15 protein-coding genes and 1 riboswitch are annotated in these 20,665 nt (G+C 56.6%); of the genes, 5 read left to right on the forward strand and 10 right to left on the reverse strand.

What is annotated here, in order from left to right:
* Positions 1-16: 16 nt before the first annotated feature.
* Positions 17-823: an ABC transporter permease gene (locus tag F1381_RS05480; protein WP_151733806.1), complete on the reverse strand. Its 807-nt coding sequence runs from the start codon at positions 821-823 to the stop codon at positions 17-19.
* Positions 804-1,856 carry an ABC transporter ATP-binding protein gene (locus F1381_RS05485; protein ID WP_151733807.1) on the reverse strand — a complete coding sequence of 351 codons (1,053 nt, stop codon included), beginning with the start codon at positions 1,854-1,856 and terminating at the stop codon, positions 804-806. Before F1381_RS05485 ends, F1381_RS05480 begins: the two co-directional genes overlap by 20 nt.
* Before the next feature lie 261 nt (positions 1,857-2,117).
* Here F1381_RS05485 and F1381_RS05490 point away from each other — a divergent pair, with 261 nt between their 5' ends.
* Positions 2,118-2,903, forward strand: coding sequence for a helix-turn-helix domain-containing protein (locus F1381_RS05490; RefSeq protein WP_151733808.1), 786 nt, complete (start codon positions 2,118-2,120; stop codon positions 2,901-2,903).
* Between the two features lie 88 nt (positions 2,904-2,991).
* Here the strand turns inward: F1381_RS05490 and gcvPB are convergent, their stop codons facing one another.
* The 3 genes from gcvPB to gcvT are packed head-to-tail and all read right to left on the reverse strand — an operon-like array spanning position 2,992 to position 6,922.
* Positions 2,992-4,452, reverse strand: coding sequence for an aminomethyl-transferring glycine dehydrogenase subunit GcvPB (gcvPB, locus tag F1381_RS05495; protein ID WP_151733809.1), 1,461 nt, complete (start codon positions 4,450-4,452; stop codon positions 2,992-2,994).
* Positions 4,449-5,801, reverse strand: a complete 1,353-nt coding sequence (gene gcvPA / locus F1381_RS05500; RefSeq protein WP_151733810.1) for an aminomethyl-transferring glycine dehydrogenase subunit GcvPA — start codon at positions 5,799-5,801, stop codon at positions 4,449-4,451. The genes gcvPB and gcvPA overlap by 4 nt, the downstream gene beginning before the upstream one ends.
* Positions 5,798-6,922, reverse strand: coding sequence for a glycine cleavage system aminomethyltransferase GcvT (gcvT, locus tag F1381_RS05505; RefSeq protein WP_151733811.1), 1,125 nt, complete (start codon positions 6,920-6,922; stop codon positions 5,798-5,800). Before gcvT ends, gcvPA begins: the two co-directional genes overlap by 4 nt.
* Positions 6,923-7,141: 219 nt before the next feature.
* Positions 7,142-7,240: riboswitch (glycine riboswitch) on the reverse strand.
* Between the two features lie 247 nt (positions 7,241-7,487).
* Here gcvT and gcvH point away from each other — a divergent pair.
* Positions 7,488-7,880, forward strand: coding sequence for a glycine cleavage system protein GcvH (gcvH, locus tag F1381_RS05510; RefSeq protein WP_151733812.1), 393 nt, complete (start codon positions 7,488-7,490; stop codon positions 7,878-7,880).
* Between the two features lie 356 nt (positions 7,881-8,236).
* Here gcvH and F1381_RS05515 read toward each other — a convergent pair whose 3' ends face one another.
* The 3 genes from F1381_RS05515 to F1381_RS05525 form a co-directional block, all read right to left on the reverse strand.
* Positions 8,237-8,878, reverse strand: a complete 642-nt coding sequence (locus F1381_RS05515) for a hypothetical protein (RefSeq protein WP_151733813.1) — start codon at positions 8,876-8,878, stop codon at positions 8,237-8,239.
* A 74-nt stretch (positions 8,879-8,952) separates the two neighbouring features.
* Positions 8,953-9,831: an OmpA/MotB family protein gene (locus tag F1381_RS05520; RefSeq protein ID WP_151733814.1), complete on the reverse strand. Its 879-nt coding sequence runs from the start codon at positions 9,829-9,831 to the stop codon at positions 8,953-8,955.
* Entirely contained in the window at positions 9,828-10,613 is a 786-nt protein-coding gene (locus F1381_RS05525; RefSeq protein WP_151733815.1) for a flagellar motor protein, read from the reverse strand. Before F1381_RS05525 ends, F1381_RS05520 begins: the two co-directional genes overlap by 4 nt.
* 180 nt (positions 10,614-10,793) lie before the next feature.
* On the opposite strand from F1381_RS05525, the gene uvrB reads away from it, so the two are divergent.
* Both uvrB and uvrA read left to right on the forward strand, forming a co-directional pair.
* Positions 10,794-12,785 (forward strand): excinuclease ABC subunit UvrB, encoded by a 1,992-nt coding sequence (uvrB, locus tag F1381_RS05530; protein WP_151733816.1) that lies wholly within the window; start codon positions 10,794-10,796, stop codon positions 12,783-12,785.
* Between the two features lie 518 nt (positions 12,786-13,303).
* Complete coding sequence (gene uvrA, locus F1381_RS05535; RefSeq protein WP_151733817.1) at positions 13,304-16,177, forward strand: excinuclease ABC subunit UvrA; 2,874 nt, start codon at positions 13,304-13,306, stop codon at positions 16,175-16,177.
* A 122-nt stretch (positions 16,178-16,299) separates the two neighbouring features.
* Here uvrA and rfbC read toward each other — a convergent pair whose 3' ends face one another.
* Both rfbC and rfbA read right to left on the reverse strand, forming a co-directional pair.
* On the reverse strand, positions 16,300-16,854 hold the full coding sequence (gene rfbC / locus F1381_RS05540) for a dTDP-4-dehydrorhamnose 3,5-epimerase (RefSeq protein ID WP_151733818.1): 555 nt from the start codon (positions 16,852-16,854) through the stop codon (positions 16,300-16,302).
* Between the two features lie 20 nt (positions 16,855-16,874).
* Entirely contained in the window at positions 16,875-17,753 is an 879-nt protein-coding gene (rfbA, locus tag F1381_RS05545) for a glucose-1-phosphate thymidylyltransferase RfbA (protein WP_151733819.1), read from the reverse strand.
* A 239-nt stretch (positions 17,754-17,992) separates the two neighbouring features.
* Here rfbA and F1381_RS05550 point away from each other — a divergent pair, with 239 nt between their 5' ends.
* Positions 17,993-20,512: a U32 family peptidase gene (locus F1381_RS05550; protein ID WP_151733820.1), complete on the forward strand. Its 2,520-nt coding sequence runs from the start codon at positions 17,993-17,995 to the stop codon at positions 20,510-20,512.
* Positions 20,513-20,665: the final 153 nt, after the last annotated feature.

Genomic DNA, 20,665 nt, shown 5'->3' on the forward strand with positions numbered 1-20,665 from the left:
TCTCCCTCCCCGTGATCTAACCGCCATGAATCGTCACCTGCCGGACCGCCCAGCTCCACATGGCCTTGCCGGCCAGCCAGAGCAGGATGCCCCAGAACCACTGCAAGCCGATCAGCCTGAGGCTCTCCCAGGTTCCGGCCTGCTCCAGAAAGATCATCGTCGGCGTATGGATAATGCTCTGGAACGGCAGCATCAGTGCGAGACGCTCCAGCCAGTCCGGAAAGAAGACCAGGGGTACCAGTGCCCCGGACAGCAGATTGGTCAGCGCAATCCGGGTCCAGACAATGCCCATGGAGCCGGTGGACCAGAAGCAGACCAGCGCCGCCAGGTATACGATGCCGAACTTAACCAGCACCGCCCCCAGCAGACTGATTATAAACAGAACATAGACATGGGCGGAGCCCGGAAACGCAATGCCGGTGATGCACAGGGCGAATACGGTGATCAGAATCAGGCTTTGTGCGCCCTCAAACAGACTGGAGCCCAGCGTCTCCGCGAAGCGTGCGCTCTGAAAGTCAATCGGCTTCAGCAGGTCGACCGCCACGCTGCCGTCGAGGATTTTGCCGGAGATGGCCGTCTCGGAATACCAGGACAGCACCGAGTTAGCCAGATAAGTGATGAGCAAATAGGTCTTCATCTGGTCCCAGGTATAGCCCCCGACCTCCGTACGGCCGCTATAGATCCCTTTCCACAGGAAATAGATCGCCAGCAGATTGATGGTTCCGGCCAAAAAGTTGATGACATAGGAGTTGCGGTATGCCAGCACATTCTGCAGCGAACGATTGGCAATGCTGCGGTACATTTTAAGCCTGGCTATAGGCATGGCGTTCTGCCACCTCCCCGTTTCCGGAGTGACTCAGCTCCAGATTGCCGTCGTAGACCGCTTTAATCACCTGCTCGATGCCCGTCTCCTCCATCCGGAAGTCAACGACCTCGCCCTGGCGCATCACGCGGCTGACAACGTCGCTGGCTGTGTATTCGTACCGGTCGAATGCCACGGAGAATTCCAGCTCGCTCTGCTGCACCAGCTTCATGCCCGGCGTGGCCGCAAGCTGCTCCAGCAGGAGCGGCAGCGGCTCGGCGATCTGGAAGAAGATCAGCCGGTTTCGGGCAAAACGCGACTTGACCTCGCTCAGGCTGCCGTCATAAATAATGGACCCGTGGTCAATGATGACCAGGCGTTTGCAGAGGTCCTCGATATCGCCGAGGTCATGAGTGGTCAACATGACCGTGGTCTGCTGCTCTTCATTGATCTTCTTAATAAATTCCCGGATTTTCTGCTTCACCGATACATCGAGGCCGATGGTTGGCTCATCCAGGTACAGGATCGGCGGGTTATGTATAAGTGCGGCTGCGAGATCGGCGCGCATGCGCTGCCCCAGCGACAGCTTGCGGGCGGAGAGGTGGATGAATTCATCCATACCCAGCAGCTCCGTGAATTGCTCCAAATTCCGGCGGTATACGGCCTCGGGGATCTGGTAAATGTCCTTTAGCAGCGAGAACGATTCGACAATCGGGATGTCCCACCACAGCTGGGTCCGCTGCCCGAAGACTGCGCCGATCTGGGCGGCGTTTTCCATCCTTTTTTTGTAAGGATTGATACCGTTTACAGAAATGCTTCCTGCCGAGGGGGCTAATATGCCGGTCAGCATCTTGATCGTGGTCGATTTGCCAGCGCCGTTCGGTCCGACATACGCTACCGTTTCTCCGGCTTCCACGCTGAGGTTCAGCGGCTTCACCGCCACCTTCTCGACATGCTTCGGGACCAGCAGATGCTTGAACGCGCCCTTCAGCCCCGGTTCTTTGACAGCCTGCATGAAGGACTTGGACAGTCCCCGGGCTTCGATAATGCTCAAGATAAAAACCTCCTCTGTCTCATTCATCCAAAAGACGTGCCTCGTCACTATAGCACTCGCAGGGTGTCGAAAGCTGGCGGTTTTTAGCGGGAAAGATATTATTTTTGCCGCATGTTCACGGAATGATTGGAGGTTGGGCAGGAAGTTTACATTACTTTAGGATTGCGGTAAAATTTACAGTGAATTTTTTTACATATAAATACATAATGGAAATATTACTCGCTGTTTACGTCAAACCATGGTCTTGCAAGGGGGATATCGTTGAATACTTCATATATAGACCGCAAAGCCTGGTGTACGCCAAGTGATCTGACCTTTCATTCCAGTCCGGCTTCCGCCCAGAAGATCAGTGCTTCCGCCGATCCGTTGCAGCATGCCTACCATCATGCCATGATCCAGCTGATCCGCAAAGAGATTGCCGGAATTGAGCAGTATATTTCCATTCCGTATGCTTTCTTTCTGACGGATTGTTCCGGCCGGCTGCTGGAATTCTCCAGCTCCTCTGCGGACATCCGGGCCGAAATGGAGCAAATGGGCTTCGGTATCGGCAAGAGTCTGGCCAAGGATACCGCCGGCCTGAATGCCGTGTCTCTGTCCATGGAGATGAACCGGCTCGCCGTGGTGAAGGGGGAGGAGCATTCGAATCCGGCATTGCAGCGCTGGAACTGTGTCTGTGCTCCGGTTCAGCTGGACGGCAGCGTCCGGGGCTATCTGGATATCTCTTTTCTCCAGGGGCAGCAGATCGAATTCGCCATTCCGTTCGTCCGGCAGATCGTCTCCAGCATTGCGGGCAAATGGATGAGCTCTACACCGGATCTGCAGCAATATAACCAGGAAATTGTCTTTATCCAGTACCGGCTGACGCGGAGGGAGCGGGATGTGGCCCAGCTATGGTCCCTTGAGAAGAGTGCGCTCTATATTTCCAACGAATTGGGGATCAGCGAAGGGACGGTGCGGAATATGGTGAAGAGCATCTATTTAAAAATGAAGGTGAACGACCGGTCGCAGTTTGTCAAAAGACTGGTGCGGCCCTCTGATGAAATCTGAAGCAGATACATAGAAGCTTTATACGGAGTAAACAAAACGGGTGTGCTTTCCTTATTAAGGAGAGCACACCCGTTGCTGTCGGGTTATTTTAACCGCAGGCGCAGTTCAGCACCGGCTTGCGGGCCGCCTGCGTCTCGTCGAGCCGGCTGATCTCGGTCGTATGCGGAGCGTTGATGACGATCTCCGGCGTCTCTTGTGCCTCCTTGACGATCTGGATCATCGTATCAATGAAGCCGTCCAGTGTCTCTTTGCTTTCGGTTTCGGTCGGTTCAATCATCATGCATTCCTCAACGGTCAGCGGGAAGTACACAGTAGGCGGGTGGTAGCCGAAGTCGAGCAGCCGCTTGGCCACGTCCAGCGTGCGCACGCCGTACTGCTTCAGGTTACGGCCGGACATGACGAACTCATGCTTGCAGACACCCGGATACGGGATTTCAAAATAAGGCGCGAGCCGGTGCATCATATAATTGGCGTTCAGCACCGCATTCTCGGACACCTCGCGCAGCCCCTCCGGACCGTAGGTACGGATGTAGGCATAGGCCCGCACCAGGATACCGAAGTTACCGTAATAAGCCTTCACGCGGCCGATCGATTCCGGCCCGCCTGTATGCAGTGAGAAGCTGCCGTCTTCATTCCGGGCAACCGTCGGCTGCGGCAGGAACGGGATCAGCTTCGCCTTTACGCCGACCGGTCCGGCGCCAGGACCGCCGCCGCCGTGCGGAGTGCTCATCGTCTTGTGCAGGTTCAGGTGCACGACGTCAAAGCCCATATCACCGGGGCGGGTAATGCCCATAATCGCATTGGAGTTGGCGCCGTCGTAATAGAGCAGGCCGCCTGCTTCGTGCACGATGGACGCGATCTCCACGATCTGCGTCTCGAACAGTCCGAGCGTGCTCGGGTTGGTCAGCATCAGGGCGGCGGTGTCGCTGCCGACAGCCGCTTTCAGCGCTTCCAGATCGACCATGCCCTTGTCATTGGACGGGATGGTGATGGTATCAAGACCCGCTGCCGCAGCACTGGCCGGGTTCGTGCCATGCGAGGAATCGGGCACGATGACCTTGGTGCGGGCCTCGCCGCGGCTCTCATGGTAGGCGCGGATCATCATCAGCCCGGTCCATTCGCCGTGGGCGCCGGCGGCCGGCTGCAGGGAGACCGCATCCATGCCGGTCAGGGCGGCGATGTCCTTCTGCAGAGTATACATCAGCTCCAGCGCGCCCTGAAGACTCTCTTCCGGCTGGTACGGATGGATCTTGGCCAGTCCGGGGAAGCGGGCGACATCTTCATTGATCTTCGGGTTATATTTCATCGTGCAGGAGCCGAGCGGATAGAAGCCGTTGTCGACGCCGAAGTTGCGGCGGGAGAGGGCGGTGTAGTGACGGATGACATCTACCTCCGACACCTCCGGCAGTACGGCCGGTTCACTGCGCAGCAGTCCGGCGGGAATCAGGCTCTCAATGGCTTCTTCCTGCGGAACATCGCAGGCCGGCAGGGAGTAGGCCGAGCGTCCGGGACGGCTCAGCTCGAAGATCAGACTTTGTTCCGGTTTCATAGACAGCCCTCCAGTACGCTTACGAATTGATCGATTTCGGCTTTGCTTCTCTTCTCGGTGACGGCAATCAGCATATGTCCGGCCAGCTCGGGATAATCGCGGCCGAGGTCGTAGCCGCCGAGAATGCCGGCTTTCAGCAGCCTGGCGTTAATGTCTGCAATATTTGTGCCCTCCGGCAGCTTCAGGACGAATTCGTTAAAGTATGGTGCGGTAAAGGCGGCTTCGGCGCCGCTGATTCCGGCGAGCTTATCTGCGGCATAACGGCTCTTGCGGATGTTCAATCCGCCGACCTCGCGCATGCCCTCCTTGCCCATGACGGACAGGTAGACCGATGCGCACAGCGCCAGCAGCGCCTGGTTGGAGCAGATATTCGACGTCGCCTTCTCGCGGCGGATATGCTGCTCGCGCGCCTGCAGCGTCAGCACGAAGCCGCGTTTGCCGTTCCTGTCGACCGTCTGGCCGACGATGCGGCCCGGCATGCGGCGCATCAGATGCTCGGCGACGGCGAAGAAGCCGCAGGTCGGCCCGCCGAGCGAGGCCGGGATGCCGAGCGGCTGCGCATCGCCGACCACGATGTCGGCGCCGAGCCTGCCCGGCGCCTCCAGCACCCCGAGCGCCAGCGGATTCGCGCTGACGACGAGCAGGCCCTTGGCCGCGTGAATCAGCGGCTCTATGGCCGCAAGGTCCTCAATCGCCCCGAAGAAATTCGGCGATTGGAGCAGCACAGCGGCCGTCTCGCCGTCGATGGCGGCGGCGAGCTCTGCCTGGTCGGTTACGCCGTTCCGGTAACCGACCTCGACAATGCTCAGCCCCAGCGCACGGGCTGAGGTGGCCAGCACCTGGCGCGCCTCCGGGTGCACGGTGCGGGAGACGACCAGCTTCTTGCGCTTGGTCGCTCCCGCAGCCAACACAGCCGCCTCCGCAAAAGCGGTGGCCCCGTCGTACATGCTCGCGTTGGCGACCTTCATGCCGGTCAGCTCGCAGATATAGGACTGGAATTCGAAGATGGCCTGCAGCTCGCCCTGGCTGATCTCCGGCTGATAAGGGGTATAGGCGGTATAGAATTCCGAACGGGAAATGACATGGTTAATGACGACCGGGATGTGGTGGTCATAAAGGCCGGCGCCCAGGAAGCTGGCATGGGTGTCGAAGTTGGCGTTCTTGTCCGCCAGCTCCTTCATGTGGCGCAGGAGGGCATATTCATCGAGCGCTTCCGACATCGGCAGGGTTCCCTGATAACGGACCGATTGTGGGATATCGGCGAACAGCTCCTCGATGGACCGGATGCCGACCGTCTCCATCATCTCCTGGCGGTCCTGCTCGGTCATGGGCAGATAGCGGTGCTTCATTGCGGGTTCACTCCTTGGCTCTTTTTGTAAAAGGGTGCTTTGACTACGGCCGCCTTGAGCTGCTTGCCGCGGATCTCCACGTAAACCTCGGTGCCGATGGCGGTATAGGCCGTATCCAGCAGCGCCAGTCCGAGATTGCGCTTCAGCGTTGGCGACTGAGTCCCGGTGGTGATCTCGCCGATCTTCACGCCTTCCGCATAGACCGGATAATGGGAGCGCGGGATGCCGCGGTCGATCATCTCCAGGCCGACCAGGCGGCGGGGGAGTCCCGCTTCCTTCTGCGCAAGCAGGGCATCGCGGCCGATGAAGTCGCCTTTGTCCAGCTTCACGAAGAACTGGACGCCTGCCTCGAGCGGCGTAATGTCCGCCGACAGCTCCTGGCCGTAGAGCGGCAGCTTCGCTTCGAAGCGAAGCGTGTCGCGGGCGCCGAGGCCGGCCGGAGTCAGGCCGTGCGGAGCGCCTGCAGCGAGCAGTCCGTTCCAGAGCGCTTCCGCTGTGCCGGAGGAAGCATACAGTTCAAAGCCGTCCTCGCCGGTGTAACCGGTACGGGAGAGCAATACAGGCACGCCGCAGACTTCGGCGTTCTCGATAAAGTGAAAGGGCTTCAGCTCGCTCAGCGGGGAAGGGGTAACGGTCTGCAGAACCGTTTCGGCCAGGGGGCCTTGCAAAGCGAGCAAAATCGTCTCGTCCGAGACATTGGTCAGGCTGACGCCGCTGAACTCGGTGGCAAGATGCTCCTGCAGCCACAGGAGATCCTTGTCGATATTGGAGGCGTTCACGACAAGCATATACCGCTCTTCGCCGAGCCGGTACACCAGGAGGTCGTCGACTACGCCGCCGTTGGGGTAGCACATCAGCGTATACTGCGCCGCGCCGTCCGCCAGCTTGGATACGTCGTTGGTGGTCAGCTTCTGCAGGAACGCTTCCGCGCCGCTGCCCTGGACCATGAACTCGCCCATATGCGAGACATCGAACAGGCCGGCCCGGCTGCGGACCGCTTCATGCTCCTTCACAATGCCGGTAAACTGCACCGGTAGCTCCCAGCCGCCGAAATCGATGCAGCGCGCTTCGGCAAAGGCGGAATAATAGTCATAAAAAGGCGTTTTTTTCAAGACGTCCATGGGGTCACTCCCTTAATCGGTTTGGGGAATCTGGGCCGGGTGCTTGCCGGCCGGAACAAAATAAAAAGGACAGGCGGATGCCAAAGATGCACGCTCACGCGCATAATCAGCTTTCCGCTCTGTCCTTTGTACCTGAGAGTTACCCTGCATAAGCAATAGGCAGGTTTCCCCGTTGGTGACCAGTATCCTGCTCCTGCAGTCTGATGCTCTCCAGAGATGCGTCCGGCACAGGTCCTTTTGCCTGAGAGATTCACCCTTCACCGGGCTTACTCCTTCGGCGCTGTCTTCATGTGAGACAGTCTCTCCCTGTACCCTCATTCGCAAACCGTATGTTATTATGTCCCCTTAACACACTCGGGATTAGACCCGTCAGCATGTGCTTAACTTTGCGGGGTTCATTTCTGCTGACTCCATTAAACCGGGTAACGGCTCCTACTGTCAACATAAAAAAAGTCGAAAAGCTGACAAAATTTATTTTCCTGTCAGTTATATTGACATTGGACCAAGCGATCACTTAGTCTATAACTGAATTTACATATCCATTCCGGAAAAGAGGCGCGAGAGAATGAGTGAAGTGCTGGATAACCTGCTGTACAGCGAAGAGCATGAATGGGCTCAGCAGGGTGAAGGACGCGTAGTACGTGTTGGGATTACGGATCATGCCCAGCACTTGCTGGGTGATATTGTGTTCGTGGAATTCCCGGAAATCGGCGCAGCGATTGCTGCAGGCGACAGCGTAGGAAGCATTGAGTCCGTCAAGACGGTTTCCGAATTATATTCACCGGTCTCGGGAAAAGTGACCAGAATCAACGAGGCGCTGGAAGCCAGCCCCGAGCTGATCAACGATGAGCCGTACGGCGGCGGATGGATTTTCGAGCTGGAGATCGACGGGGAATTTGCGGCTGCGGCCAGCGGTCTGCTGGATGCGGCGGCTTACCGCAAGCTGGTGACGGAATAGTTTTACAGCGGTCAAAATACTTCTCAGGCCCAACACCTGAATCAGCGCTAGCTTTATTAAGCATGGGCGTTTAGAGCTTGGGCACGGACCCGGGCTATGCTAAAGAGCGCCGAAATCGGCCGATGCAGGAATAGAGGATTTTTGTACCTCTAATTTCAGCCTAGGGTCTACTTTCAGCAGATTAGTGGCATATTCTGCCTCTAATTCAGTGAAGTTTATCCAAATCGGACATTTCAGCAAAATTAGAGGCAGTTTTTCCCCTTAATTTGGGATGGGCCCACAAGAAAAACAAGGCAGATTTCGCGGGAAGGGCGGGGTCTGTCTTGTTTTGTTTACTTGTATGTTTTCAAAAGGGCTTAGCGGTCCGGATACTCCAGTAGCGAAGGGTACAGGGTCGGGGCGATTTCCCAGAGTACACGGAGCAGCGGCAGCGCCAGTAGCGCGAATAAGACTAGCAGGATCAGTAAGCGGTACCTTCTGCGCAGGCGCATATCCGGCTTAAGCACAAAGTAATAGACTCCCGCCGAATAAAAAGGGTAAAGGATGACCGCGGACCAGCCCATGCAGACGATAAGTGTGGCATGTCCGACTCCATAGGCAATCATGGCATCCGGATTATACTCCGGGCTGATCTGCAGGATAAGCAATACCAGAGGGATGCACGCAAACGCCAGTCTCAGCGGAAACCAGGAGATCCGGCGATCCTCCGCCGCTTCAAACTGCATCCACCATACACCGAACCAGCACAGCGCATATAATGCAGCGGGGATGAGACAGGACGCGGCAAGGGGAGCCAGATCCCGCCAGGGAAAAAGAGGCGAAGAATCCCAGCCGCGGGCAGCCAGGCCTTCGCCGAAGAACAGGAATATGGCCGAAAAAGCGCCAAGCAGAAACGAAATGAATCCTTGCGCGAACATAACGATAACCAGTGCGGCCAGCAGCCGCAGCGCACCGAATAACCGGGCAGGACTGCGGGGAGTTTCATCCTTGATATGCATAGTCCGTTCAAGCTCCTTATCCAGCATAATAAGTCTACCGCTTCTGCCGATTTCTGAGCTGAATGACGATGCTTCTATTCCTCTTCCTGCAGCTGCCGCAGCACAATAATCTCTACGCGGCGGTTCTTCTGCCGGCCTTCTGCCGTTCCGTTATCATAGGCGGGCCGGGTGTCCGCATAACCGGCATACTGGAATTCCTCCGGATTTAACCCTTCACTCTCCAGAAAAAATCGCAATACGGACAGCGCGCGCGCTCCCGACAGCTCCCAGTTATCATTGTACTGCGAGCCTGCGGATACCGGCGTATTGTCGGTATGGCCCTCGATACTGACGATGGCTCCGATATCGCTGAACAGGCCGGACAGCTGCCGCAGCGCCGGCAAGGCCGGCGCCTTCAAATCCGCCTTCCCGAGGTCAAACAGAAACCGGTCGCTGAGCGTAATGGCAATACCCTGCGGCTTGTCGGCGACAAAGATCTGATCGCCCAACTCATTGTCCTGCACATACCGGGTGATCACATCCATCAGTGCGGCCAGCTTCGCTTCCTGCTCACGGAAGGCGAGCTCGCGCGCCGAAGGCTGATCCTGGTCATCGGAGGCTTCACCTGGACTGGCTGCATTGCCGCCGCCGGCTTCTCCGCCTTCGTTGTCATTTCCCTGATCCTCCCCGGCGCTGCCGGCATGGTCCGCATTCCCCGGATCGCTGCCTTCGAGTCCTTGTTCACCGTCCAATATGCCGCTGCCGCCTTCGAGCACCGGATTTCCGGTTCTGAAGGTCTCCGATAGCGAGCCCGTGACAATTTTGTACTTCTCCGTATCCAGGCTGCTCATCGCATACATGACCACAAAGAAAATGAGCAGCAGCGTAATCAAATCCGCGTAGGTAATCATCCAGCGTTCCTGGTTGTCCCGCCCGTCCGCGCGTCGCCGCTGTCTGCGGCCCCGCTGCCTCATCGCCGGTCCCGTCTTTCTGAATCCGGCTCAGCCGAAGCAGCCGCGCCCAGGAAGGAATTCAGTTTTTTGCGCACCAGCTGCGGGTGATCGCCGTTCTGCAGAGCGAGAATGCCGACCATCAGCATCTCCATACTGCTCAGTTCGCTTTGGCTGCGGGATTTGATCTTGGAAGCAATGGGTAAAAAAATTAAATTAGCGCTGGCTACCCCGTATAGCGTCGCCGTAAAGGCAACGGCAATCGAGGACCCCAGCGTGGAAGGGTCGCTCAGGCTGCCGAGCACATGGATCAGCCCCATCACGGTGCCGATGATGCCCATGGTCGGGGCGTAGCCGCCGGCCGCTTCAAAAATTTTGGCATAGCCTTCATGCTTGGCTTCTACCGCATCCATCTCCAGCTCCAGAATTTGCCGGACCTGGCCTGGATCGTTGCCGTCGACAATAAGAAGCAGCCCTTCGCGGGTGAACGGATCGGGATGCTCCTCGGCCCGTTTCTCCAGCGCCAGCACGCCGGTACGGCGGGTAACTGCAGACATGGCGATCAGCTCTTCGGCCTTCGCTTCATCGTCGTCTTGCCGCCGGCCAAAAGCCATGCGCAGCGCCGCGGGAACCGTGCGCAGCCGCGAAGCCGGAAAGCTGACCAGCACCGCGGCCAGCGTGCCGCCGAACACGATCAGGGCGGCGTTCGGCTGCAGCAGCCCGGAGAGGCTTCCGCCCTCCTGGAGGAAGCCGCCGACCAGGGCCGCCAGCCCGGCGAGCAGGCCGATAAGGGTGATGATATCCATGAGTTCAGACTCCTAACGTTTCTCTAAGATAGAGTTTGCAACACTGTAGTCTACACTGTATAATAAACGGGAACAAATATTCCTATCCTTTTGTTTTCCGGGTTTCGTATGGACAGGAACCAATCAGAGAACAATTATAATATATTTGTATATTTTAGACGATAGAGGGGAGACGGGCAAATGAGTGATCTTGTCGTCAGTACGAAGACTTTTAAACTGGAGTCGGAGTATACACCCCAGGGCGACCAACCCAATGCCATAAACGAGCTAGTGGAAGGCATACGGGCAGGCAAGAAGCATCAGACGCTGCTGGGCGCAACCGGTACGGGCAAGACGTTTACCATCGCACATACCATCGCCAAGCTTAACCGCCCTACGCTGGTTATTGCGCATAACAAGACGCTTGCGGCGCAGCTGGCGAGCGAATTCAAGGAGTTTTTTCCCAGCAACTCGGTCGATTACTTCGTCAGTTACTACGATTATTACCAGCCAGAAGCTTACATTCCCTCCTCTGACACCTACATCGAGAAAGATTCCAGCATCAACGAAGAGATCGACAAGCTGCGCCACTCCGCGACCAGTTCCTTGTTCGAGCGGCGCGATGTCATTATCGTAGCCAGCGTATCCTGTATCTACGGCCTCGGTTCGCCGAAGGAGTACGGCAGCCTGCTGCTGTCGCTGCGCGTAGGAATGGAGAAGCCGCGCAACCAGCTGCTGAGCCGGCTTGTAGACATTCAATACGAGCGCAACGACATCAACTTCGTACGCGGGACTTTCCGGGTAAGAGGCGACGTGGTGGAGATTTTTCCGGCCTCCCAGGGCGAGCATGCCATCCGCGTGGAACTGTTCGGGGATGAGATCGAGCGGATTACGGAAATCGATGTGCTGACCGGTGAACTGATCGGGGAACGCGATCATGTCGCTATTTTCCCGGCGTCCCACTTCGTTACCCAGGAGGAGACGATGCGGGTCGCTCTGGTCAATATTGAACGTGAGCTGGAGGACCGCCTGAAGGAGCTGCGCGACGCCGGCAAGCTGCTGGAAGCCCAGCGGCTGGAACAGCGGACACGGTATGATATCGAGATGATGAAGGAGGTCGGCTTCTGCTCCGGGATCGAGAACTATTCCGGACCGCTGACCTTCCGTGAACCGGGGGCAACACCGTATACCTTAATGGACTACTTCCCCGAGGACCTGCTGATCGTCATTGACGAATCACATGTGACCCTGCCGCAGATCCGGGCCATGTACAACGGTGACCGGGCGCGCAAGACCGTGCTGGTAGAGCACGGCTTCCGCCTGCCTTCGGCGCTGGATAACCGTCCGCTGAAGTTTGAGGAGTTTGAAGAGAAGGTCGATCAGATCGTCTACGTCTCCGCTACACCGGGACCTTATGAAATGGAACATTGCGATACCATGGTAGAGCAAATTATCCGTCCGACGGGTCTATTGGACCCGATCATTGACGTTCGCCCGACCGAAGGCCAGATCGATGATCTGATCAACGAAATTCGTGAGCGCGTTGCCCGCGATGAACGGGTACTGGTCACTACGCTGACCAAGAAGATGTCTGAAGACCTGACAGACTACTTCAAGGAGATCGGCATCAAGGTGCGCTATATGCACTCCGATATCAAGACGCTGGAGCGGATGGCGATTCTCCGCGACCTCCGTCTCGGTACGTTCCATGTCCTCGTGGGTATAAACTTACTGAGAGAGGGCCTGGATTTGCCGGAAGTCTCACTGGTGGCGATTCTCGATGCCGACAAGGAAGGCTTCCTGCGCTCCGAGCGTTCGCTGATCCAGACGATCGGCCGTGCGGCGCGCAACGCCGACGGCAAGGTCATCATGTACGGCGACCGGATTACCGAGTCGATGGAGATGGCGATCGGGGAGACCAAGCGCCGCCGCGCCATTCAGGAGGCTTACAACGAGAAGCACGGTATTACGCCGACGACGATCAACAAGAAGATCCGCGATATTATCGAGGCGACCAAGGTGGCTGAATCCAAGGCCGATTATCTTACCGGCGTGGAGGGCAAGCTGAGCAAGAAGGACCGCCGCAGCCTGATGCAGCGACTGGAGGCCGAGATGAAGGAGGCCGCCAAGAACCTGCAGTTCGAGCGCGCCGCCGAGCTGCGCGACGCCCTGCTGGAGCTGCAGGCTGAGTAAGAGGGCATATGAGTGTTTAAGCAACGGAACGGTGCTAGAAGAGGCCGTTCCCTTTACCTCTTTTGGCTTTATGCTTATAAAAATAGATGGTCGGCATCTTGATTCACCCAGCGCATCCCGCAGGGACAGCGGCCGCCAGCTTTCCGGCTAATGCCGGAGGGAGAGCCGATACCTTTTGTTGCGCATCCCGAAGGGACAGCATACCGTTGCACACGCGAAATGTGCAACTACAGCACTTGGTTTACAAGTAACATTGTGCGCATCCCGGAGGGACAGCACTCCGTTGCACACACGAAGTGTGCAACACCCACCCAGGACGCCGAAAGATCAGCGGTCCCGTCAGGGATAAGCGCTCCATTGCACACAGTAGCTAAATCCGTCCCGCCGTAACTTCTTCGCCAACCTTGCGGGTGTCCAGAGGGCGCAGCCCTTGGGGCCCTCCCTTGGAAGGGAGGGTTTGGGAGGGATCGAAAATAATTCAAAAGATTTTGGTATTTCACATTGGGAGGTTGTATCCGTTGGCGAATGAAAACATAGTAATCAAAGGCGCGCGAGCGCATAATCTCAAGAACATCGACGTGACGATTCCGCGTGACCGCTTCGTCGTGCTGACGGGACTTAGCGGCTCGGGCAAATCCTCGCTGGCTTTCGACACGATCTATGCCGAAGGCCAGCGCCGTTATGTCGAATCCCTCTCTGCCTACGCCCGCCAGTTCCTGGGTCAGATGGAGAAGCCGGATGTCGATTCGATTGACGGCTTGTCGCCGGCGATTTCCATCGACCAGAAGACCACCAGCCGCAATCCGCGGTCTACGGTAGGTACCGTCACCGAGATTTACGATTATCTGCGGCTGCTGTTCGCGCGGATCGGCCATCCGCATTGCCCGGATCACGGGATTGAGATTACCTCGCAGACCGTCGAGCAGATGGTGGACCGGATTATGCAGTATCCCGAGAAGACGAGACTGCAGATTCTGGCGCCGGTGATTTCCGGCCGCAAGGGTGAGCACAAGGGTGTCTTCAGCGACATCGCCAAGCAGGGCTTTGTCCGGGTACGGGTGGACGGTGAGCTGCGGGAAGTTACCGAGGAAATCGAACTCGAGAAAAATAAGAAGCATACCATAGAAGTGGTAGTCGACCGTATTGTGATTAAAGAAGATGTCCAGACCCGCTTGACGGATTCCCTGGAAATGGCGCTCAAGATGTCGGGCGGCCAGATTCTGGTTGATATTATCGGCCAGGAGGAGCTGTTGTTCAGCTCCAACTTCGCCTGCCCGGTGTGCGGATTCAGTATCGAGGAGCTGGCGCCGCGGATGTTCTCGTTCAACAGCCCGTTTGGCGCTTGCCCGGAATGCGACGGCCTAGGCATGAATATGGTGGTCGATCCTGAACTGCTTATCCCCGATCCGGAGAAATCGGTGGAAGAAGGGGCGTTTCTGGCCTGGACAGGCAGCACGTCGAACTATTATCCGCAGTTTCTGAAATCGGTCTGCGAGCATTTCAAGATTCCGCAGAATGTTCCGGTCAGTACACTGACTCCGGAGCAGATGAACAAGCTGATGTACGGAACCGGCAGTGAGAAGATCCGCTTCCGGTATGAGAACGATTTTGGCCAGCGCAAGGATGCGCTTGTGGCCTTTGAAGGAATCGTGCCGAATCTGGAGCGGAGATACCGCGAGACAGCTTCAGAAGGCATCCGTGAATTTATTGAAGGATTTATGAGTGCCAAGCCTTGCAATACCTGCAAAGGCAAACGTCTGAAGAAGGAAATTCTCGCGGTGACGATCAACGACCGCAATGTGGCTGACGTAACCGATTTGTCGATCGGAGATGCCCAGGAATTCTTCAAGAATATCAGCTTGACCGAGAAGGAACAGTCCATTGCGCATCTGATCCTCAAAGAAATCAGCAGCCGTCTGGGCTTCCTCGTCAACGTAGGGCTCAATTATTTGACGCTCAGCCGCTCGGCGGGCTCGCTCTCCGGCGGAGAAGCGCAGCGTATCCGGCTGGCCACGCAAATCGGCTCCAGCCTGATGGGCGTGTTATACATTCTCGACGAGCCGAGCATCGGGCTGCACCAGCGGGACAACGACCGCCTGATTGCCACCCTCGGCCATATGCGCGATCTCGGCAATACGCTGATCGTGGTCGAGCATGACGAGGATACGATGCTGGCCTCGGACTATATTATCGACATTGGACCGGGTGCGGGGATACATGGCGGACAGGTCATCTCCCAGGGTACGCCGCAGGAGATAATGGACGATCCGAAATCGCTGACCGGACAGTATTTGAGCGGACGCAGATTCATCCCGGTCAATCTCAAGCGCCGGGCCACGGATGACCGCTGGATTGAAATCCGCGGCGCCAAGGAGAACAACCTGAAGAACGTCAATGTGAAGATTCCGCTCGGTGTATTCACTGCGGTGACCGGGGTCTCCGGCTCGGGCAAATCGTCGCTGGTCAACGAGATTCTGTACAAGAGTCTGGCCCGCCAGCTGAACCGTGCGGTTAAGGTCCGTCCGGGTGCGCACAAGGAAATCCGCGGCCTGGAGCATCTGGACAAGGTCATCGATATCGACCAGTCGCCGATCGGCCGCACACCACGCTCCAATCCGGCCACATACACCGGCGTATTTGACGATATCCGCGATCTTTATGCCAAGACCAATGAAGCCAAGATCCGCGGCTACCAGAAGGGCCGCTTCAGCTTCAATATCAAGGGCGGCCGGTGCGAAGCCTGCAAGGGCGACGGCATCATCAAGATCGAGATGCACTTCCTGCCCGATGTATACGTTCCTTGCGAAGTCTGCAAGGGCAAGCGGTACAACCGGGAGACGCTGGAAGTGAAATACAAGGGCAAGAGCATTGCCGATGTGCTGGAAATGACGGTGGAGGATGCTACGGAATTCTTCCAAAACATCCCAAAAATTCACCGCAAGCTGCAGACGCTGCTTGACGTCGGTCTGGGCTACATTAAGATTGGCCAGCCGGGAACGACATTGTCCGGCGGCGAAGCGCAGCGCGTGAAGCTGGCTTCCGAGCTGTACCGCCGCAGCACCGGCAAGACGCTGTATATCCTCGACGAGCCGACTACAGGTCTGCATGTGGATGATATCGGCCGTCTGCTTGAAGTGCTGCACCGGCTGGTAGACTCCGGCGAGTCTGTGTTGGTGATCGAGCATAACCTGGATGTTATTAAGACTGCCGACCATATCATTGATATGGGACCGGAAGGCGGCAGCGGCGGCGGCACGGTGCTGGCGACCGGCACACCGGAGAAGCTGATTACGGTGGAGGAATCCTACACCGGCCGCTACCTGAAGCCTATCCTGCTCCGTGATACGGAGCGGACGAAGGCGCTGGAGCTGGAGCCGACGAAATCAGTGTAACGAAAAATAAGAAAGGCCGCGGCACAATGCCGTGGCCTTTTTGCCGCGTAGGGGGTCTGCCCATACGTAAACACAATAATCCCCCGCTCAGATCAAGGGGGCTGAGCGGGGGATTATTTTTGCTAATACACAAAATTATGCTTGGAATCCTTGAGCAAAGGTGCCTGTTCATCCTTGGCCGACAATACCGGCTGAATGTCCATAGGCCATTCTACGCCGATCTCCGGATCATTCCACAGAATGCCGCCGTCGCATTCCGGTGCGTACAGCTCATCGCATTTGTACTGGACCTCTACATCCTCCGTCAGTGTCATGAACCCATGGGCAAAGCCTTTGGGAATCAGCAGCTGTTTCTTATTCTCTGCAGTCAGTTCAATCCCGAACCACTGGCCGTAAGTAGGACTGCCCCGGCGGATGTCGACGGCTACATCAAAGATTGCTCCTTGTGTGCAGCGGACAAGCTTCGTTTGGGCTTTGGGATCAGTCTGAAAATGCAGCCCGCGCAGTGTCCCTTTGGCAGCCGAGAAGGACTGATTATCCTGTACAAATTGTAGCTTCAGCCCCTGCTGCTGGAACTTCGCTTCGCTGTAAGTCTCCATGAACCAGCCCCGGTGATCGCCGAAAACGGCCGGTTCAACAACCAGAACGCCTTCCAGATTCGTTTGGGTGAATTTCATCGCAGTCACTCGCTTCGCTTTTAATATTGGATTTTCCCGGTGGCTACCTTGATCAGATATTGTCCATACCCGGTCTTGCTCAGCTTCTGCCCGCATTCCAGCAGATGCTCTTTCGTAATCCATCCGTTAATATATGCAATTTCTTCCGGCGCGGAGATCTTGATGCCCTGATGATCTTCAATAGTCCGCACAAAATTGGTCGCGTCAACCAGACTTTGATGCGTTCCGGTATCCAGCCAGGTAAAGCCGCGGCCCAGCAGGGCCACGTCCAGCTCGCCCATTTTCAGATAAGCTTCGTTGATCGAAGTGATCTCAAGCTCGCCCCGAGGTGATGGCTTAACTTCTTTAGCCAGAGACACTACGCGGTTATCATAGAAATAGAGCCCGGTAATGGCGTAATTGGATTTTGGATGCTCAGGTTTCTCCTCTACGCTAAGCACCTTGCCGTCGGCATCGAATTCGACTACGCCGAAGCGTTCGGGGTCCGTTACGTGATAGCCGAATACAGTGGCACCGTGTTTTTTCGCGGCTGCTTTTTTGAGAAGTTTGGTCATGCCGTTCCCATAATAAATGTTATCTCCAAGGATCATGGCGACAGAGTCATCGCCAATAAAGGACTCCCCCAAAAGAAACGCCTGCGCCAACCCGTCCGGACTGGGCTGAACAGTGTACTGCAGCGAAATCCCAAAGTGTGAACCGTCGCCGAACAGGTTTTCAAAACGCGGTGTATCTTCTTCAGTAGAGATTATGAGAATGTCTCTAATGCCTGCCAGCATCAGGGTAGACAACGGGTAGTAAATCATCGGCTTATCGTAAACCGGCAGCAATTGTTTGCTCGTTACCATCGTAAGAGGATAAAGACGGGAACCGCTTCCTCCCGCAAGAATTATGCCTTTCATACAGAACGATCTCTCCTTGCATGATATGAATTCCGGTATGGGTATATCCTGATTACACTTGATATTTTACGCTGCGGATTCTTGATCTGTCCATTGAAGAAAGGACTTTCCAGATGGAAGGTTAGAAATAGATAACCAAAGCTTGCTAAATTACTGGTAGACCACTGTGATATTTGATACAATTAATAAGTTACAGGTATGGAAATGACCCGCCACTGCGGCGGTTTAGGAGGATATAAATGAACAAGCAAGACATACGCAGGGAAGACGTGGAGCTGCTGGCTCCGGCCGGGGACTGGGACTGCATGCGTGCGGCGGTGGCCAACGGGGCGGATGCCGTCTTTTTTGGCGTAGAGAAGTTTAATGCCCGGGCGAGAGCGAATAATTTCCGGATGGACGAGCTGCCGGAGATTATGGCTTTTCTGCACAGCTATGGTGTAAAAGGGTTTCTGACCTTCAATATATTAGTCTTTGAAAATGAACTGCAGGATGCCAAGGAATTGATCGATGCTTGTGTGGATGCCGGTGTAGATGCAGTTATCGTACAGGATCTGGGTCTGGTAAAAATGATCCGCGAGATTTCGCCCGATTTTCCGATTCACGGTTCTACGCAGATGACCATTACCTCTCCGGAGGCGGTCGAGTTTACTAAGCCTTTTGAAATTGAGCGCGTTGTGCTTGGCCGCGAGAACAACCTGAAGCAAATCCGGACGATCGGCGAGCAAGCCCGCCTGCCGATGGAAGTATTTGTACACGGGGCACTGTGTGTCTCTTACTCGGGTCAGTGTCTGACCTCGGAAATGTGGGGTGGCCGCTCGGCGAACCGCGGGGAATGCGCCCAGGCGTGCCGCCTTCCATACGACTTGATGGTGGACGGTGAAGTGAAGCCGATGGGTGACATCGCTTATCTGCTTTCGCCTAAAGACTTGGCAGCCATTGATCTGATGCCAGAATTAATTGAAGCGGGCGTCACTTCCTTCAAAATTGAAGGCAGACTCAAGAGTCCTGAATATGTAGCCAACGTAGTAGGCAAATACCGCAAAGCGATCGACCGTTATTTTGACGGGGAATGGTCCAAGCCGACCAAAGAGGAAATGCGTGAGCTGCAGCAAAGCTTCTCCCGCGGTTTTACCCACGGTTTCCTGGAAGGCACGAATAACAAGAAGCTGGTGGACGGGAGCTTCCCGAAAAGCCGGGGCGTCTATCTGGGCACAGTTGAGCAGATTCTCCGCGACGGTGTTGTCTGCAAAATCAATGCGCCGCTGAAGCGGGGCGACGGTATTGTGTTTGACGCCGGCGATCCGACCAAGAAGGAAGAAGGCGGCCGCGTGTACGATCTGCGCCGCAAAGGCGTGAAGCTGGAAGGCGAAGCCGGAGAAGGCTGGATCATTGACATTGTGCCTGGCCGCAATGACGTTGACCTGCGCCGCTTGCATGTCGGGGACCGCATCTGGAAGACGAATGACCCGGCGCTGGATAAGGCGCTGCGCCAGACCTTTGAGACCGAGAAGCCGTACCGCGTCTTCCCGGTGCATGTCCAGGTCTCCGGCCGGGCCGGCGAGCCGCTGTCCACGTGGTGGACCGATGTGCAGAAGGGCATTACGGTCCAGGTCGACTCGGAGCTGCCGTTGGATACTGCGCAGAAGCGTCCGATGGATGCCGTTCTGCTGGAAGAGCAGTTCGGCCGCCTCGGCGGCACGATATTCCAGCTCGAGGGACTTACGTCGGAGCTGGAAGGTGACGTGATCGTGCCGATGCGCGAGCTGAACAGCATCCGCCGCCGCGCGGTGGAGCTGCTTGCGGGCGAGCGCCCGAAGCCGCCCGTCTACGTGAAACGGGCGGCTGAGGTGTACGGCGACGCTGCCCACCGGGGCGCCGCCGCCGTGCGCGGTGAAGCAGAGCTCACCGCGCTGTGCCGCAGCCTGCCGCAGGTGCAGGCTGCGCTCGAGGCCGGCGTGAAGAGCATCTACGCCGACTTCGAGTTCATCAAGCAGTTCCCGGCGGCGGTGGACGCCGTACGGGCGGCCGGCGCTTCAATCGCGCTGGCGACGCCACGGATTCATATGCCCGGCGAGAATGGCTACCACGCGAACATCCTGCGTTTGCAGCCGGATGCCGTGCTGGTACGCAATACCGGCGCGCTGTATTATTACCTGCGCCGCCGCCAGGAGCAGCCGGATGCCGTACATCCGCGCCTGATCGGCGACTTCTCGCTGAATATCGCCAACCATAAGGCGGTCGATCTGTTCCTGGAGGCCGGCTGCGATATGGTTACGCCGTCCTACGATCTGAACATTCAACAGATGGTCGATCTGCTGGGACATAGTGACACCTCGCGGATGGAGGTTGTCATCCATCAGCATCTGCCGATGTTCCACACCGAACACTGTGTCTACTGCACCTTCCTCAGTGAAGGTACAGATTACACGAACTGCGGCCGTCCATGCGAAGACCATCGCGCTTCCCTGCAGGACCGCATCGGCATGTCCCATCCGGTACGTGTGGACGAAGGTTGCCGCAACACCGTCTACAACGCCGTCGAGCAGTCAGGTGCGGAATACTTGAACAATTTCAAAGAGCTTGGCGTATCCTCCTACCGGGTTGAATTCCTGGAAGAGACTCCGGAACAGGTTGCTGAGGTGATCAGCCTGTACAGACGGGCGCTCCGTGGGGAGATTTCGGGAACACAGGTCTGGAAGACGCTGAAGGCGACCAATCAGCTCGGGGTTACGCGCGGGCAGCTGGTGAATGCGAAATAACTTGGGTTGATATTAGCCGTGTGATAAGGGGGATGAACTCCCTGAATCACACGGCTTTTAAATATCCGGCAGTACATATCAGTCGTTTACTAATTTATACAAATGATCTGCCAATTACCGATGATAACTGCTATAATTAAAACAATTATGCCA

Origin of the sequence: Paenibacillus tengchongensis, from assembly GCF_008973665.1 — a bacterium.
GTDB lineage: Bacteria > Bacillota > Bacilli > Paenibacillales > Paenibacillaceae > Paenibacillus_AQ > Paenibacillus_AQ tengchongensis.